9 protein-coding genes are annotated in these 17,232 nt (G+C 38.5%); 6 read left to right on the forward strand and 3 right to left on the reverse strand.

Features of this window, described 5'->3' with window-relative positions; translation table 11 throughout:
* Positions 1-68 precede the first annotated feature (68 nt).
* Both I9192_RS05860 and I9192_RS05865 read left to right on the forward strand, forming a co-directional pair.
* A complete protein-coding gene (locus I9192_RS05860) occupies positions 69-1,025 on the forward strand; it encodes a 3-hydroxyacyl-CoA dehydrogenase NAD-binding domain-containing protein (protein ID WP_005030606.1) in 957 nt (318 codons plus the stop codon).
* Positions 1,026-2,054: 1,029 nt separating this feature from the next.
* Positions 2,055-2,921, forward strand: a complete 867-nt coding sequence (locus I9192_RS05865; RefSeq protein WP_005030602.1) for a metal-dependent hydrolase — start codon at positions 2,055-2,057, stop codon at positions 2,919-2,921.
* A 326-nt stretch (positions 2,922-3,247) separates the two neighbouring features.
* Here I9192_RS05865 and I9192_RS05870 read toward each other — a convergent pair whose 3' ends face one another.
* Positions 3,248-4,594 carry a D-serine ammonia-lyase gene (locus I9192_RS05870; protein ID WP_005030600.1) on the reverse strand — a complete coding sequence of 449 codons (1,347 nt, stop codon included), beginning with the start codon at positions 4,592-4,594 and terminating at the stop codon, positions 3,248-3,250.
* Positions 4,595-5,316: 722 nt separating this feature from the next.
* Here I9192_RS05870 and dsdC point away from each other — a divergent pair.
* The 3 genes from dsdC to I9192_RS05885 all read left to right on the forward strand — a co-directional run bounded on the left by dsdC (position 5,317) and on the right by I9192_RS05885 (position 9,824).
* Entirely contained in the window at positions 5,317-6,246 is a 930-nt protein-coding gene (dsdC, locus tag I9192_RS05875; protein ID WP_005030598.1) for a DNA-binding transcriptional regulator DsdC, read from the forward strand.
* Between the two features lie 433 nt (positions 6,247-6,679).
* A complete protein-coding gene (locus tag I9192_RS05880) occupies positions 6,680-8,950 on the forward strand; it encodes a TonB-dependent receptor domain-containing protein (RefSeq protein WP_005030596.1) in 2,271 nt (756 codons plus the stop codon).
* A gap of 67 nt (positions 8,951-9,017) precedes the next feature.
* Entirely contained in the window at positions 9,018-9,824 is an 807-nt protein-coding gene (locus I9192_RS05885) for a hypothetical protein (protein ID WP_005030595.1), read from the forward strand.
* 783 nt (positions 9,825-10,607) lie between these two features.
* Here I9192_RS05885 and I9192_RS05890 read toward each other — a convergent pair.
* The gene (locus I9192_RS05890; protein WP_005030593.1) at positions 10,608-11,603 is read right to left on the reverse strand and encodes an SUMF1/EgtB/PvdO family nonheme iron enzyme; all 996 of its coding nucleotides are present in this window, start codon (positions 11,601-11,603) and stop codon (positions 10,608-10,610) included.
* Entirely contained in the window at positions 11,600-13,282 is a 1,683-nt protein-coding gene (locus I9192_RS05895; RefSeq protein WP_200150202.1) for an arylsulfatase, read from the reverse strand. The genes I9192_RS05890 and I9192_RS05895 overlap by 4 nt, the downstream gene beginning before the upstream one ends.
* 304 nt (positions 13,283-13,586) lie before the next feature.
* On the opposite strand from I9192_RS05895, the gene I9192_RS05900 reads away from it, so the two are divergent.
* Positions 13,587-17,174 carry a type VI secretion system Vgr family protein gene (locus I9192_RS05900; protein WP_200150203.1) on the forward strand — a complete coding sequence of 1,196 codons (3,588 nt, stop codon included), beginning with the start codon at positions 13,587-13,589 and terminating at the stop codon, positions 17,172-17,174.
* Positions 17,175-17,232: the final 58 nt, after the last annotated feature.

Consider the following 17,232-nt stretch of genomic DNA (forward strand, 5'->3'; position numbering starts at 1 on the left):
GCATTATTTTTCACTATTAAATATCAAGATATTTCCCACATTTTTCAAGGATAAGAGGAAGTGTATATATGAAATCAGTCAATAAAGTTGCCATTATCGGTACGGGTGTAATTGGTGCAAGTTGGGCTGCTTTTTATCTGAGTAAAGGATTTCAGGTCAGTGCATTTGATCCAGCTGCCGATGCAGAACTCAATTTAACGACACGAGTTCAAAGCTACTTACTTGATCTATTTGAATTAGAAGAACACAAACAGGGTGATTCGGAAAGTTATATTACAGGGCTTTTGAACAATTTAAGGTTTTATCAAAATATTGCAGATGCAGTTAAAGATGCCGACTTTATCCAAGAAAATGGTCCAGAACGAATTGATCTAAAAAAACAACTATATGTGCAACTCACACAAAATTGTCCAGAAGATACCATAATCGCGTCCAGTTCATCTGGTTTAAAAATATCGGATATTCAGCAAGATTGTGTTTATCCAGAACGAATTGTTTTGGGACATCCTTTTAACCCGCCCCATCTATTACCGCTTGTAGAGATTATTGGTGGCGAGAAAACACATACAAAGTATATACAGGATGCTTTTGAGTTTTATCAATCATTGGGTAAAAAGCCGATTTTGATCCAAAAGGAAGTCAAAGGACATGTTGCGAACCGCTTACAGTCTGCGATTTGGAGAGAAGCATTTTATTTGGTTTCTGAAGGGGTGTGCAGTGCAGAAGATATTGATACCGCAATCACCAATGGACCTGGATTACGTTGGGCAATCTTTGGTCCATATCTGAATATGCAACTGGCAAACCAACAAGGATTTAAAGCGGCGATGCATCATTTAGGTGAGCCAATGTCAGAATGGTGGGCTGATATGAAACCCTATACATTGACTGAAGAAAAAATCGAGATGCTTGATGATGCGACTCAGCACTTTGTGAATAGTTTAGGAGGTAAAAATCTGCAATTGCTTCGCAATCAAGCATTGTTAAAAACTTTGAAAATGAGAGCTGAATTGGATTTGCCATAATCGTTATTGTTGAATAAATATACAATTTATCTCTAAAAACTTTTGCCTCACTCCTGAATAGCGATGCTGATTTTGAAATGATTTTAGCTCGCTATTCAATCTGTTGAAAAATTCAATAGTAAAATATAATTTTTATTAATAATAAAATCAATGATATATATATTATTGACTGATGTTACGCAGTAACTCTAAAATTAAATTTTGGAGCTAGAAGAATGTGGATACGCGAAAACGTCATCCGCAATTGCTTGAGTCAGGACTCCTTCTAATAAGTAAAGTTTCTGGGAAACTTTGAATATTTTGACGATAGTAAACGAGTTCTGCGGTGAGCAGCGATACCGCTGCGCAAGATGGTTGCCCTTGCGGAGCTTCGCTCCTCATGCCAAAACAAAAGTACCTCGAGCCGAAGGCTATTCCATAAATTTAAACTTTGGATGTAAGACTCCGTCGTGTAAATTTAGTTTTTTCTTTTTCACCTACTTAATTTAAATCAAGTGCGTAACATCAGTTATTGAGTGATATTCAACTTTGATTGTCTCGCCTCACATCTAAAGTTTAAATAGATGATCCTAGATCCAATTGAATATAGCGTTATCCATATCACCTCAAAATAGAAAGATGATCTAGGATTCAAAAGTGCAAAATCAATGAATCAGCAAAAGCTGCTAAAATTTTATATCAAAAGCATAAAGTTTATTGGGTATGAATGATTGACATTAAATCACTTGTATCAGTAAGCAGGGGGATGATGATATTTACAGATCAACAATTTTATGTGATTTATCAGATATTATTCCACTTTTTTAATCTTGATATTGAAGAATCTATTAAGCCTGTGAGTACGATATGTTTGACTCAATGTCATTTGACCCTATTCGGTTTATCTTTATAGGAACAGCGCTATCATTTAAGGACAATCTCTGTTGATCAGGCATTCAACTGATTGACAGGTGAGAACATGCTCACTATTTTAACTTTTAAGTTCTTTTTTGGAACTTGTTATTTTTAGATTAATCCTTGAGGTGAGTCATGTCTACATCAGCAGCGATAGAAAAATCAAAGCAAAAAATACCTGCATCATTTCCAGTACGCCGTATGGATTATGAGTTTCAGGATATGCCTAAATATTGGTGTAATAATGAACCAACTTTTACGCATTACTTCACAGGTCTATCCACTTTGTTTCCAGAAGGTGAGTCTTATTTTGTTCGCTCAGTACGTGCATTAAGAGACAAGGTGAAAAGCAATCCAAAATTAGACCGTGATATTGGCGCATTTATTGGTCAAGAAGCCATGCATTCTAAAGAACATCACGCTTTTCATGTCAGCGCTCAACAATATGGTTTAGATCCTGAATCTTTAGAAAAGGTGACTGGGATAATACTCAAAGCGATAGAGCAGATTTTTCCGAAAAAATGGAATCTATTGGTTACGGTTGGTTTGGAACATTATACAGCAGTTCTTGTGGTGGAAATGATGAAAAATGTCAATGAGTTAATGACAGACACCACGATTCGTAACTTATGGCTTTGGCATAGTGTAGAAGAAACTGAACATAAGGCTGTGGCATATGATATGTACGAATATTTATATGGAAAAGGTTTAGATGCCTATATTCCTCGAGTCGCTATTTTCACCTTTAGTTTGGTGCTGATTACTGCTTTTTCAAATATCTATCAAATGGTATTGATGTCGAGAGACAAGCAATTATGGAATATTAAGTCTTGGGTAAAGTTTGCAGGTTTTGCAATGCAGTCCTATCGAAAGCTTATTCCTCAATTTTTCTCTTATTATCATTTTGACTTTCATCCGAATGATACAGACGAATCTGAAATTGTCGCGCAAAGCAAAGTAAAGATTGGCATTTCACCTGAACAATCTACATTTATTCAATAGCATGAGGGTTTAGCTTAACTTATTCATTAGGATAAATACATTGATACGCTCAATATGACTGGTCTAGAAATTATGCAAACATTTCTTAAAAGAACTCCAACTGACTCATGCAATTGCGAAAACGATGTGAACGAAAGAGGCTGGAGAGCTTGAATTTAGTTGAGTTTTATTTATTGTAATTGGATAAATGCTCAAGTGCTTCGGGTAAATGGAGGAGTTGTTTAATCAATCTCAAAAATAATAAAGGGGGGATATCCGGTAATGAAATCATGGATCGAATATGCCCCACATTGTGTGCTCAAATCGAATGATAAAGAACGGTGGTACTATCCTTTATCGTTTAAAGTATGTGCCTTAGCCAAATACTTTTCCATCTCTTCTTCAGGAACCATACCTCCGCCAGTTCCCCAAATAATATGATTGGCATTTTTGAATTGTTTTTGACTAAGCTGATGGAGCGTTGCATAGTTTTGCTGTTGATGGATCAAAATTGGTCCAAGCATGCCTGCCAGTGCTGAAGGTTCCAATTTCAGTTGTTCAGAATCATTGAGCAGCCCTAACAAGAGATACATGCTTTCATCGCTCAATGTATAAAACCCATCCAGCAATCGTTGCATGGCACGTCCAACAAAACCCGATGCTCGTCCAACCGCAAGACCATCCGCAGCAGTGATATTATCAATGCCTAATGCTTGAACTGATATTTCATCATGCAACCCTGTCGCGACACCAAGCAACATGCATGGTGAATGGGTCGGCTCAGCAAAAATACAGTGCACATGATCACCAAATGCCATTTTTAAACCAAATGCGACACCACCCGGACCTCCACCAACACCACAGGGTAAGTAGACAAATAATGGATGTTCTTGGTCGACAAGAATATTTTTTTCATTTAATTGTTTTTTTAAACGTTGTCCAGCAACCGAATAACCTAAGAAGAGTGTTTGTGAGTTTTCATCATCAATGAAAAAACAATTTGGATTATTCTGCGCTAATTTTCGACCTTCCTCGACGGCGACACCATAGTCTTCGGCATATTCAATTACCGTCACATTGTGCGCGCGTAATTTATCTTTTTTCCATTGGCGTGCATCTGCTGACATATGTACAGTCACATCGAAACCAAGTTGAGCACTCATGATTCCAATCGAAAGACCTAGATTTCCTGTGGAGCCGACAGCAATACTGTATTGGCTGAAAAAGGTTTTAAATGTTGGGCTAGCCAGTTTTGTATAGTCATCTTCATACGTCAATAACCCTGCTTGAATGGCAAGTTTTTCAGCATGATAAAGCACTTCATAAATCCCGCCCCGTGCTTTAATCGAACCCGAGATCGGGAGATGGCTATCTTTCTTTAGCCAGAGTTGTCCTGGTATTGATTGCCCATAATGTTGTTCTAATCGTTGTTGCATATTTGCAATGCTTACCAGTTCTGATTCTATAATGCCTTTGGAGGGCTTTGTTTCTGGGAAGGCGTGCATTAAATAAGGGGCAAAACGAGTTAAGCGGTCACTGGCATCATCTATATCTTTTTGAGTCAATCCAACATAAGGCAGACCCTCTGCAAGTGATGTAAAATTTGGATTGAACCATATCGTTTCTTTTAAAGAAATGAGATCAGCAACAATAGGATATTGAGTGATCAATTGGTGAATATGTTGAGCATCCATAAAAGTATTCCTGAGATCATCTGTGCAAGTCGCCATAGATCAGTCAATCGTTTTCAATTATCTTGCACTTACTTCGAAATCATTTTCGTAGCATGTGCTTGTATGATCAAGCTTTGATGATTGGGCTATTGAAGTTAAATTTGAAAAATCTGTCAAACGAAGAAATTTGATCTATGCATTAAACTCATTCATGTGAACAGTGAACACATTGGGATGATGTTTTATAGTCAATCTGCGAAAAACTCATAGAGTCAATATAATTTCTAGATCAATAAAATTGATGCGATAGATATTTTATTTGATGATATAAAGCTTGTAATGCCACGCTTTATGGCTAACCTTTAAATCGATTTACGTAGACGATACTTCACTTTGATCAATCCATTTTTAGTAGAATCGTATTCTTGCGCTGCAAACAACGCAGTGCTTTGTTTTTGCTCATTTATCCCCGCTTAACATGGCGACATTCAAGTCAGCTCACGATAGCAAGACCATCTATGATTCAAAAGTGAAAAATATACGAATCATCCAAAGTTTCTAAAAATTCGTATAAACGATATAGAGTTCATTTGGAATAAATGATTAATATCAAATCACTGGTATGAATAATCAGGAAGTTTGACTATATTTTGATTTTAAATCAATGCTGTATGATCAATGTCGGTCACCAAACAGGATCAGCTATTGCATAAAAGTTTAATTCAAGGTCTAAAGGAAAATGCATGAACAACGCACATAAAAATCTAACGGGTTTTCAATTTTCCAAGCTTTATACATTCGAAGTTGCAGCGCGGCATGAATCTTTTGCTTTGGCAGCAGAAGAACTGTTTTTAACACCGAGTGCTGTGAGTCATCAAATAAACCAGTTAGAAAAAGAACTCGAGATCAAACTGTTTTTACGATTGCATCGTAAAGTGAAGCTTACACCTGAAGGAACACGGATTCTCGATGCTTTACAGTATTCTCTAGATGTATTAAATAGTGAAATCAATGCATTAAAAAATCAGTCTTTGGTTGGTGCTTTGACCTTATATGCAAGACCATCAATCGCACAGTGCTGGTTATTACCCCATTTGCCTGATTTTGTTCAGCGTTATCCCCATATTCAACTTTCAATTTTGACAGGTAATGAAAATGTGAATTTTCAGCGTACTGGAATTGATCTTGCCTTGTATTTTGATCATCAACCTTCTACTCAACTGAATTATCAATATTTAATGGATGAATCAATTATTCCTGTATGCAGTCCTGAGTATGCTGAAAAGATTAAATTGAACAATAACTTAGAGAAGTTAAAAGATTGTACATTGTTGCATGATTGTCAGGCATGGAGTAATGGCACAGGAACAGAAGAATGGAATAGCTGGGCACAACATTTTCGCGTTCCTATAGAACATCTAGCTCAGTTAAGTTTTGATCGTTCTGACCTTGCATTGACTGCTGCAAAAAATCATTTAGGGATGGCAATGGGACGCAAAAAATTAATTGAAAATGACTTAAAAAATGGTGTGCTGATTATGCCATTTCAAAACATGGAGTTGAAATGTGAACAGCATTATTATCTCGTTTCATTAAAAAATAATGTATTACCCAAAGTCAAAGCGCTTACTGATTGGCTATTAGAGCTTGTGAAAAAACAATCAACCCATTGAATAACAGCGAGCAATAAAAAAACATTGAGCAGAAAATTCGAATTTGCGCCAAGCAATTTTATTGTGATTGTGTGTTAGATTCATCGGCGATACTGCCCAAATTCCGAAAAATATGCTGGTTTTACATCCTGTTGATGTTATTTTTAATGTTTAAATTATGGTGATTATATTTAAATTATTTTAAATAAAATGTTGTTTTGTTTAGCATTTATGAATGATTAAAGTGAGAAAATTGAGTGACTTATCTTTATTTTGAAGTTCAAACATAAAAAATGCATATTGTAAATAATAATCTAATTGATTATTATTCTCATTTATTAAGTTGTGTGTCTATTTGTAATTCGTATGGGATTAAGTTTTCTACGATGGGCTAAAGCAAAAATACACATGGTTAATGATTATCAATATCATTTTAATAAAAGGCTTCTCCCGCATGAATGCAAATCCTTTTGAACTTTACCAAACCGCTCAGTCTCACCGTTTGGAGTTAAAACCGCGTTATTTATCATTATGTTTGTTTGCATTGATGGCAGCAGGTGCAAGTTCAGGCAGTTTTGCAGAAGAACATCGTTTAGAAAAATCCAAATCTGATAATCAATATAATTCTTTAGCTACGATTACAGTTTATGCACAGTATGAAAATGACGCACCTGTTAGTCGGACATCCATCAATCGAGAAAACATGGATCAAACGGGCGTCACAGACATGGCGGGTATCGTGAAATATTTACCCTTGGTAAATGCGCCATTTTCTGTTGGTGGTGGCGGAACTTTTTTTGATGGAACTGGAACCAGTAGTTATAACATCCGCGGTATAGATGCAAACAGAATCGGTTTGGATGTCGATGGGGTTGATTTAGCAGATGCAACGGTGAGTACTTATGTACCACCAAAAAGTATGAGTAAACGTGGTGCTGGTCGAGATTATATTGAGCCAGAAATGTTCACCACAGTAGATATTGTTTCAGGCACAACTGATGTTTCCACAGATGGTATCGGTGGTCGAGTTTCATTTAAAAATAAATCACCAGAAGATTATTTAGTGGATGGTAAAACAGTCGCAGGGACTGCAAAAGCAGGTTATAGTTCTGCGGATCAAGCATGGTTATCGTCTGTCACTGGGGCTGTAGGTAATGATGATGTTAAAGCACTTGTCGCCTACGCACATCGTGAAGGGAATGAAACCAAGCCAAACTCAAAAACTCCTGCATTTCCATCAGATTGGACTTCAGATGCGGTGCTGACACGTTTATTGTGGAATTTATCAGACCAACATCAACTGAATTTTACCGCTGATTATTATAAGAAAAAAACTGACACAAAGGATATTGCTGCAAACTTATTCTCTAATTTTAAAAGTGATGCGAGACAACACCAAGATATTGATCGAACACAATTCAGTATTCTACATACCTATAAACCAAATGATTTCCAGCTTTTCGATCAACTGAATAGCAAAATATGGTATCAGGAATCGAATAATGATACCGCGACAGCCTTTATGAACAGTGCAACAGTTGCACGTGATTTTTCAACAACTTATAAAGAGAAAAATACCGGCTTAAAAATAGATGCTAAAAAAGAGTTTAAAAATCAAAAGCTAAAATATGGTATTGCAGCAGATAAGAAAGAATATGCCAGTACTAAAGTTGACTTACGAAATGGTCAAACCATTTCAAGCATTTATCAAGGTGGTTATCTCTTAAACTCTGAATTGAAACGTTACTCTGCTTATGCATCAGATGAGTTTAGTCTAGATGTGCTGGGACGTGATTTAATTTTAACACCTGCTGTCCGTATAGAGCGCCAAGAATTTAGACCTGAGATCACGTCTTATAGCGATGTTCAGGCGAAAGACTATAACTATGTATCTCCGAGCTTTTCAGCCAGCTATCAATTTACGCCGAGTAATTATAGCTATTTAAAATATTCGAGAGGCAATCGAATCCCATCACCAACAGAAATTGGTGGGGTTTATCAAACCACACCTGGAAATCCGAGTTATATCGTCATTGGTAATTCTAACTTGAAAAAAGAAACCAGTGATGCATTTGAATTGGGTTTAAGAAATACATCAATTGATGGTATCAAATTTGATGTGACTGGGTTTTATACCAAATACAAAGATTTTATCGACTATTACAACTATGGAACAACTCCACAATATCCTTATGGTTACTACAGAGCTGAGAATTTAGCTGATGCACAGATTTGGGGAGGAGAACTGTCTACGCGTATTGATTTAGGACAGTTTATTCCAAACTCTGATGGCTACAGCTTGGCATTGGTTGCGGGTAAAACCAAAGGATCAGCAAAAAATAAAAATGGCGGCAAAAGTGGTGTGAATTCAGTTCAACCAGAAAAGGGAAGCTTGACGTTTGCTTATGATGATCCGAATAAAGTATTTGGATTAGGGATGACAGCTACAGCAGTTGGCGGAAGAATGGCAACTAAGGACGTCACGTCTTATCAGGATGATATTAAATATCAAAATGTAGCAGGTTATACCGTTTTTGATTTGTCCGCTTATTGGAACGTCAACAAATTCACCAAGCTGAATGTAGCATTCAATAATATCTTTGATAAGACGTATTGGGACTATGCCGCAGTTGGTACGCTTACCGGCGCAAATCAGGCAAGTATGATTGACCGTGCTGCTGAACCTGGTCGTAATGTCGTTGCAAGTATTGAATTTAAATATTAATTTTTTTTAATCACCTGCTAGAAAGTTTTTTTTAATCCAGCAAATACGTATATTTAAGGATATAAACATGAAAAAATTGGCACTCTTGATTGCAACGATCACAGCAATGACCAGTTCCGTATCAACCATTGCGGAAACATTAGAGCAAACGGATGTTTACCAGCAGGCATATGCACTGTATATGCTTTATCACTCCAACAACAAAGACCAAACGGCTCCAAGTTTGATTAAACAATATCCTCAAGATTATGCTGAATTATTTAAGGGAAATAAAAAAGTTACGCAACAGCAGTTTGTTCAATTTGAGCAAGTACGCTTAGAGCCCTTGCTGAAACAGCGTCGTGAAATGTCTGAAAAACAGGCGCATGTACGTTTCGGTATTTTGGATAACAACAAAGATCAAAAATTGACCTTGAAAGAATTTCAAGAAACGGGTCTAAAAACCTTCAATCAGTTTGACAAAAATCAGGATGGTTTGATTAATGCTGAGGATGCAAAATTATCAGACAACACTAATGCAACTCATGATGGTTTTAGAGTGAAATTACCGATTTCGATGCCTATGCCAAGCAATACACAAGAATTCATTACACAGTATGGTCAAGGAAAGAACTATGTCACGCTTGGAGATTATTTGACTGCACGAGATAAGCAATACTTTGCCACTGATGCTAACGGTGATCATATTGTGACTGAGAAAGAATATGTTGATGAGTTTATGCAACGCTTTGACCAAAACATAGCATCAGGAAAACTCAAAATGCAGGAAACCGCAGCGCAACAATTCCAAGCCATCAGTAAAGGTAAAACCACCATCCAACATGCTGATCTTCAACAGTTCGCTAAAAAACTGAATCAATCCATTCGTCAATAAGTCATTATTTTGCTCAGCCATTTTCGAATGGCTGAGTAATTTTGTATAAAATTTCAAGCCACTGATAAATATGATTATTTTCCTAATTTTGATATATCGTCAGTCTGTTGAAAAACGCATACTGTAAAATATAATTTCAATAGACCTCTTGCGTTAGTCAAAATTTGAGCAGCTGTGATCTTTGTTATATAGTTAATCTGTTGAAAAATTCATACAGTAGAATATCATTTCTGTTTATCAATAAAATTAAAGCGATCAATATATTGTTTGATGATATAAAGCTTGCATTGCCACGCTTTAGCTCTAAAGTTTAAATTGTTTTGCGTAGGCGATACTCTACTTTTCAGAGATGAAAAGTAACAAAAATCTTCTGTTGAGCGAGGGGTACATCCTAATACCCCCGCTCAACATGGCGACATCCATGTCGCCTCGTGATAGCAAGACTGTTTATGATTCAAAAGTAAAAAATAAATGAATCATCCAAATCCCTTGTATGAATAATCAGGCGGTTTGACTATATAAGGTATTGCATATAGCTAAATGACCCAAAAACCTACTTTCGCAAGAGGTCTAATAGATCAATAAAATGAACGTTAAGACAAACCATAAAGTTCATTGAATATGCAGGATTTATATCAAAACACTTATATGAATAATCAGGCAGTTTGACGATACAGTTTCATTATTCTAAAATGAATGGATATGAAACACCTGATTGAAATATAAAAATAATTTTATAGATCATTATGCTTTATAAAACTATGGCTTTTATCTATTTCACGTTTAAGGTGCACGTAAAACAGTTCTAAAGCCAACATGTGTCGCAGCCAAATCAAACTCCTGAGGGTAGCGACTGCTGTTGCGATAACGAGAACAAAAATTAGAAGCACATAAAAAAGAACCGCCTTTAATCACGTACTGAGTACCCGCAATACGCTGTTGACGAAGATCTGCATAATTCCCCATGTGTTGATCGTGTGCCCCTCGATAAATAGATGAGGTCCATTCCCAAACATTGCCAATCATATCAAACAACTTAAAGGCATTTGCAGCATAACAGCCCACTGGAGCAACGCCTTCAAAGTGATCTGCTTGTGTGTTATTAAATGGAAATTCACCTTGCCAATAATTGGCTTGAGGGTGTTGATGTGCATCTTCTGGTGTTTGGTGTAATGGTGTATCTGTGGTCGATCCTGCTTTGGCAGCATACTCCCATTCTTGTTCTGTGGGTAAATCATGCCCCAACCAAACAGCATAATGTTCGGCATCATTTTGAGTGACATAGCGAACAGGTTCAGCAGGCAGCGGTGCTTGACCTTTAGCACCATTTGGACTTTTCCACGTATAGTCTGCTTTGAGTTGCCACCATTGTTGAGGCGTCTGCTTATTCGGAGAAAATACAGCAGCTTGATGCTGTTTTTCAGCATCTGTGATGTAGCCCGTTGCCTTTACAAAACTGGAGAATTGGGCAACGGTAACCTCCGTTTGGTCGATCCAGAAACTTTCAACCTGACGTTGTTTTGCTCCAAAATTGATTTCGTCTGGATAAGCTTGATTAGAACCGAGCTGAAATGAACCTTTGGGAATCCGTACCATTCCTGCGGTTGGGTTTTGCCCCCACGCCTCTGGTAAGCCTGAATATTCTTGGCATTGCTTTAATGTGCCAAGTTGAGCCAATTGAGTTTGTTGCTGTGGTGAAGGGCGATCAGGTTGTACCTTACTACAGCCTGCCATAAGTGACAGGCTATACAATAAAATGGGAACATGCTGAAGCTTCATTGAATATTGTATTCCTTCACTCCATTTTGTTGGGTATATTTGTTATATACCTCAATGAGTTCCTGTACTTTTGTTGGATTGTCCTGTGCCAAGTTCTTGGTTTCACCACGATCATTGTTTAAGTTATACAGTTCCCAAGTTCCTGTACCCAACTCAGCTTTGCCTTGTAAAGCAATTTTCCAGTCTCCTTGGCGAGCATACTTACTGCCATGCAGTTCATCCGCAAAACTAAATTGAGCTGGGCGAATCCATTGTGCTTTATTTTCTAGTACAGATTTCCACGAGTAACCACTTGGGGTATTAATTTGACGCCCTTTGTATTGACCCTGTGGAACAGCAATATTGGCATACTCCAACACAGTTGGGAAAACATCCAGTACTGAAGCAAAGCCATGATGAATTGCTTGAGCCTGAGTTTGGTTTGGAAGTTTTACAATGGCTGGTGCGGTGGTCGCCCCTTCACCTGCGGTGTCTTTCCATAAATGGAATGGCGCTGCACTGACTTCAGCCCAACGGGGACCAACATAGTGATAAGAGTTGGCTGTACCAACATTATTTAAGTTGTTGTCAAAACCTGACTCTGCACCATAGTTACCTCGGATAAAACCTTCAGCACCGTTATCAGAAACAAAGAAAATTAAGGTATTGTCATATAAATGATTACGTTTGAGATATTGAATGACACGACCGATATTGGCATCCAAGTTTTCCACCATGCCCGCATAAATTTCCATTCTGCGTGCTTCTAAAGCCTTTTGTTCAGAGGAAAGTTCATTCCATTTGCCATATTTTTGAGGGGCATTTTGTGTTGCAATCGGTTCAGCAGCCGTAAAATTGGCAGGAATCAGTCCAAGTTGTTTTTGTCTTGCAATACGGGCATTACGGATCGCATCATAACCAACATCATACACGCCACGATAACGATCTCGATATTCTTGAGGTGCTTGAATTGGCCAGTGTGGCGCTGTATAAGCCGCGTAAGCAAAGAAGGGTTTACCTGAATTTTTACCAGACTCTAAATAACTGAGTAGCTTATCGGTGAAATAATTGGTCGAGAAGAAATCATCAGGCAGTGATGAGATTGCAACTTGTTTGCCATCTTCGGTATAGGTGGCATTACGTTTATAGGCTGTAGGTGCTTGTTTAAAATGTAAATCCAAGCCTTGTAACAAAGTGAATGAGTGATCAAAACCTTTGGCCTGTGCATTGGTTTCTGGGGTTAAACCCAAGTGCCATTTTCCACTAATATAGGTACGATAACCATTGTCTCTAAGCACCTCTGCGATTGAAAGGGAACGTTCATTTAAATAACCTTCATATCCGGGTTGTCCTTTTAAATGCGCAGGGGTAAGTTCAGCCATCGCTCCAATCCCTGCCAAGTGATGATCAGTGCCTGAGATCAATTGTGAACGCGTCGGTGAGCAGGTGGGTGCAGTATGATAATCGGTTAAAATACGTCCTTCTTGGGTCAGCGCATCAAGGTTTGGGGTGTGGATTTCACCACCAAAAGCGCCTAAATCTGAATAGCCAAGATCATCCGCCATGATAAATAAGATGTTCGGTTGTTTTTGAGTTCCCACACTGCCATTGGATTCATTTGAATCACTGTCATTACAGGCTGAAATAGAAAGGCTGAATAAAGCAATAGAAAGTGTTGTAAGAAGATTTTTACCAGACATACGTGTCGACTTGATTTTATAAAAATTGAGCTGAGTTTAGAGGGTTAATTTTTACGGTAAAAATAATTAAAATTTGATTGTTAATCTTAAAAAATGAAAAGACTCAAAGTTCAGTCTAAAAATAAAATTGAAGGCACTTTCTAAGATTCGTGATAAGGTGAAGTTTTATTCTCTTTATTATGTTATGTAATTGAAACTTGAGAAAAACTCATCAATGTTATTGAGATAATGTAGACAGGTCTGTCTAGACTTTGACGCTATTTTTTAGTACACTACATCACAATCTAAAATCAAACAATAAACCATGTCTAACAATATTTATGTTGCTCTAGAGCAGTTGGGACTTACAGCGCAAAAGCGCGCCATACATTTGCAATTTTCAAATACCGCGCTCAATGATCAAGTTTTTCTTCAGCGCATTGAGGGCACACATCAGTTGAATGAGGGAATTCAACTGCAATTGATCTGTCTTTCGACAAATTCAGCAATACCTTTAAAGCAGTTTATTGGTGCTCAAGTCGCTGTTGATATCGTCAATGATCAATCCGAACTCAATCGAATTTCAGGGATTGTCACCCATGCAGATGCAGGCGCGAGTGATGGTTCTCTTTGCATCTATCGTCTTAAGGTTGAAGACCCAACCGCACTGTGGAAACATCGTAGAAATTCCCGTGTGTTTATGGCGAAGTCGGCTGTTGAGGTAATTCAAACCGTATTTCAGGAATGGGTGCAACGTAGCCCACTGTTTGCTTCAAGCCTCACTTTAGACAAGAGCGGACTGACCAAAGACTATGATGTCCGTCCATTCCTCATGCAGCAATCTGAAAGTGATTTCGACTTTCTAACACGTTTGATGAGAGCTGAAGGAATTAATTGGCTAATTGATGAAGCTCAGCTGAAAGTGCCGAATACAACTGAACAAATTCAAGCACAAAAGTTAAGATTAATCGATGATAACGCTCAATTTAGTGCCTTGGAACGCCGTAACATTCGTTTTCATCGTAGCTCCGCTGTAGAAGCGAGCGATTCAATCATTCATTTTACAGGACAACGTTCACTTCAACCGACCTCAGTCCATATTCAACGCTGGCAAGCCGATGTATTAGATACAGATGAAGGTGCTGGTAGCGTTCAAAGTAAACACAGCCATAGTGAAAATTACGACAATGCTAGCCTAGGTTTAGAACAAGCATGGCACTTTAGCCCTGCATGGATACAAGATCTCAATGGAGAAGATGGTGCAACGCCATCGGGCAACAGTCAGGTTGAGCGCTTTAACCAAAACCTCAGCAATTACTATGATGTGCAAGCCAAACAATTTACTGCGATCTCGACAGTACGAGATGCGCAGGTTGGCTATCATTTCGAACTGAATGAACATCCAAGCATAAATCTAAAAGATGCTGCTGATCGGCAATTTCTGATCATATCTAAAACCTTTTATAACCAAAATAATTTACCGAAAGACTTAACCAACCAAGTCGAAACTTTGTTAAAACAAAGTGATTGGCAAATCACCAATATCACCACAAACAATAGTGAGGAACGCCAAGCCAATACACTGACGCTAATACGACGTAATATTGCGATTGTTCCTGAATATAATCCACTGCAACACCGTCCGATCGCATCACCACAACGCGCTATTGTTGTGGGTCCAAGTGGCGAAGAAATCCATGTCGATGAATGGGGGCGCATCAAAGTCCGCTTTCTGTTTACCCGTAATGAAGACAATACGCATGATGGTGGTGCAGGCTCGAATGACAATGATACCGACTCGGCTTGGGTCGATGTGCTGACCCCGTGGGCAGGCGAAGGCTATGGGGCAAGATTCTTACCGCGTATTGGAGAGGTTGTTGTTATCGATTTCTTTGCGGGGGATATTGACAGACCATTCATCGTTGGGCGCATCCATGAAGGATATCGTCATCCAACTCAATTTGATGGCAAAGGCAAACTGCCAGATACCAAAAAGTTATCAGGGATTAAAAGTAAGGAATATCAGGGCAGTGGCTACAATCAGCTACGCTTTGATGATACTAAAGGGCAACTTAGCAGTCAGCTACAGAGTAGTCATGGCGCGAGTCAACTGAATCTTGGAAAGCTCAGTCATCCAAAAGATCAAGCAGAAAGTGATGATCGTGGTGAGGGCTTTGAATTACGCACAGACCAATGGGGTGCATTACGCGCAGGGCAAGGCTTACTGATTTCGACCTATGCTCAAGATCAAGCCAAAGGTGATCATTTAGAGAGTGAGATTGCCCAAAAGCAACTTGAAAGCAGTCAGACCAATAGTAAAGCTTTAAGTGATATTGCTAAAAACCAAAAGACCGATGAAATTGAGTCGATTGAGCAACTGAAAGCTTTTGCAGAAGCAATTGAAAAAGATATTGCCAAGTATAAAAAAGCAATCATGCTGTTAAGTTCAGCTGATGGCATTGCCCTGAGTACGCCTGAAGATATTCACCTTTCAGCAACAGGCATTATCAATCATAGTGCAGGCGACAGTATTAACTTCAGTACCCAAAAAAATCTGTTGGGACATGCGTTAGGAAAAGTGAGTTTATTTGCGGCACAGGGTGGCATAAACTTTATTGCGGCACAGGGTAAATTTAATATTCATGCGCAGTCAAATGCTTTAGATGTATTTGCCAAGCTTGGAATCACCATTTCTTCGACTGAAGACCGAATAGAAATCAGTAGCCCGAAAGAAGTATTAATCACTGGTGGTTCATCACAAATTGCATTGAATGGTTCAGGAATTTTCCCCAAAACAGGTGGAAAGTTCGAAGTCAATGCAGGGCAACATACCTTTAAGCCGGGTGCCAGTGTCAGTAAATCAGCACAACTTCCACCATCGAATCCAATGAAAGGGGCACTGGACTTACTGAAAAGTTATGGTGGAAAGGATTTCTTTAAGCAAACAGGCTTTAATGTCATTGATTCATTTGGCAAGCAAGTTTCTGGCAAATTGGATGGCAATGGTTTTGCAAAAGTGACAGGTATTGCGCCTGGACCTGCCAAAGTCGAATTTGAAACCGATCCGCGAAGTGCTTGGAATCAAGGTAGTCATTTTAATCGTGATTATACATGGTCAGAAGAAGCAGTTGGTGGCGTCACTGGTTTTGCCCAAAATGCCTTAAAATCGATGGGACAAAATATGATGTCTCAACTTAAGGATAATTTGTTCTCACTGAATGGTGATTCCCTAAAAAACATGGGTAAAAATGCTCTAAAAGACATTGGAACACAAAGTCTAGGGCAGTTTAAACAACAATTTACTCAAAGTGCATTAGGTTCAGTCTCTTCAGCAATGAATTTAAACCTGTCCCCATCTCAGATGATGAATGTTGGACAGATGATTGCCAATCCAAGCCAAACCTTACAAAACATCAAAGACCAAGGTATCGATTTCTTTAAAGATCAAGCTTCAGCTGCCTTCGCTCAAAAGAGCAGTGGTTTGTTATCCAACTTAACATCAGCAACAGGTTTCGGTTCGGGATTAGGGCAAGGCTTTGTCGCAGAATCTTTTGGCTCAGGTCAAAACCTTGCGGATACGCCTGTAAAAGTGGTCGATGATTTTGTGAAAAAGGACGAGTATTTTTCTCGGTTCTTGACGTATAGCATTACCACGCGCAAAGGCGAAGCATCTTCATCACCGAACATAGCACAGAGTATTCCTCAAACTGTAAGTCAGCCTTCACCGATCTTGACTCAAAACACTTCGCCAGTTTCACCCCCTCAAGAGGTGAAAAAACCGCAGTCGATTTATAATATGGATAAAGATGTGGTGCGTATGGATTTAGAAGAATCCCGTTACGTCACCAAACAAGTGACGGTACGCAAAACCACGCCTGAAGATCCAGATGTATATAGTGCACGCAATAAGTGATTGAGTATTTTTAGATTTTTCTTGATTGAAATTAAAAATTAAAACGTATTAAGGTTAA

Source organism: Acinetobacter bereziniae, from assembly GCF_016576965.1.
GTDB lineage: Bacteria > Pseudomonadota > Gammaproteobacteria > Pseudomonadales > Moraxellaceae > Acinetobacter > Acinetobacter bereziniae.

What these genes read in the sequence shown, in the direction of transcription:
- I9192_RS05890 (WP_005030593.1), bottom strand. Translation starts at nt 11,603, where the DNA reads ATGAAGCTTCAGCATGTTCCCATTTTATTGTATAGCCTGTCACTTATG.
- I9192_RS05870 (WP_005030600.1), bottom strand. Translation starts at nt 4,594, where the DNA reads ATGGATGCTCAACATATTCACCAATTGATCACTCAATATCCTATTGTT.
- I9192_RS05895 (WP_200150202.1), bottom strand. Translation starts at nt 13,282, where the DNA reads ATGTCTGGTAAAAATCTTCTTACAACACTTTCTATTGCTTTATTCAGC.
- I9192_RS05900 (WP_200150203.1), top strand. Translation starts at nt 13,587, where the DNA reads ATGTCTAACAATATTTATGTTGCTCTAGAGCAGTTGGGACTTACAGCG.
- I9192_RS05880 (WP_005030596.1), top strand. Translation starts at nt 6,680, where the DNA reads ATGAATGCAAATCCTTTTGAACTTTACCAAACCGCTCAGTCTCACCGT.
- I9192_RS05860 (WP_005030606.1), top strand. Translation starts at nt 69, where the DNA reads ATGAAATCAGTCAATAAAGTTGCCATTATCGGTACGGGTGTAATTGGT.
- I9192_RS05885 (WP_005030595.1), top strand. Translation starts at nt 9,018, where the DNA reads ATGAAAAAATTGGCACTCTTGATTGCAACGATCACAGCAATGACCAGT.
- dsdC (WP_005030598.1), top strand. Translation starts at nt 5,317, where the DNA reads ATGAACAACGCACATAAAAATCTAACGGGTTTTCAATTTTCCAAGCTT.
- I9192_RS05865 (WP_005030602.1), top strand. Translation starts at nt 2,055, where the DNA reads ATGTCTACATCAGCAGCGATAGAAAAATCAAAGCAAAAAATACCTGCA.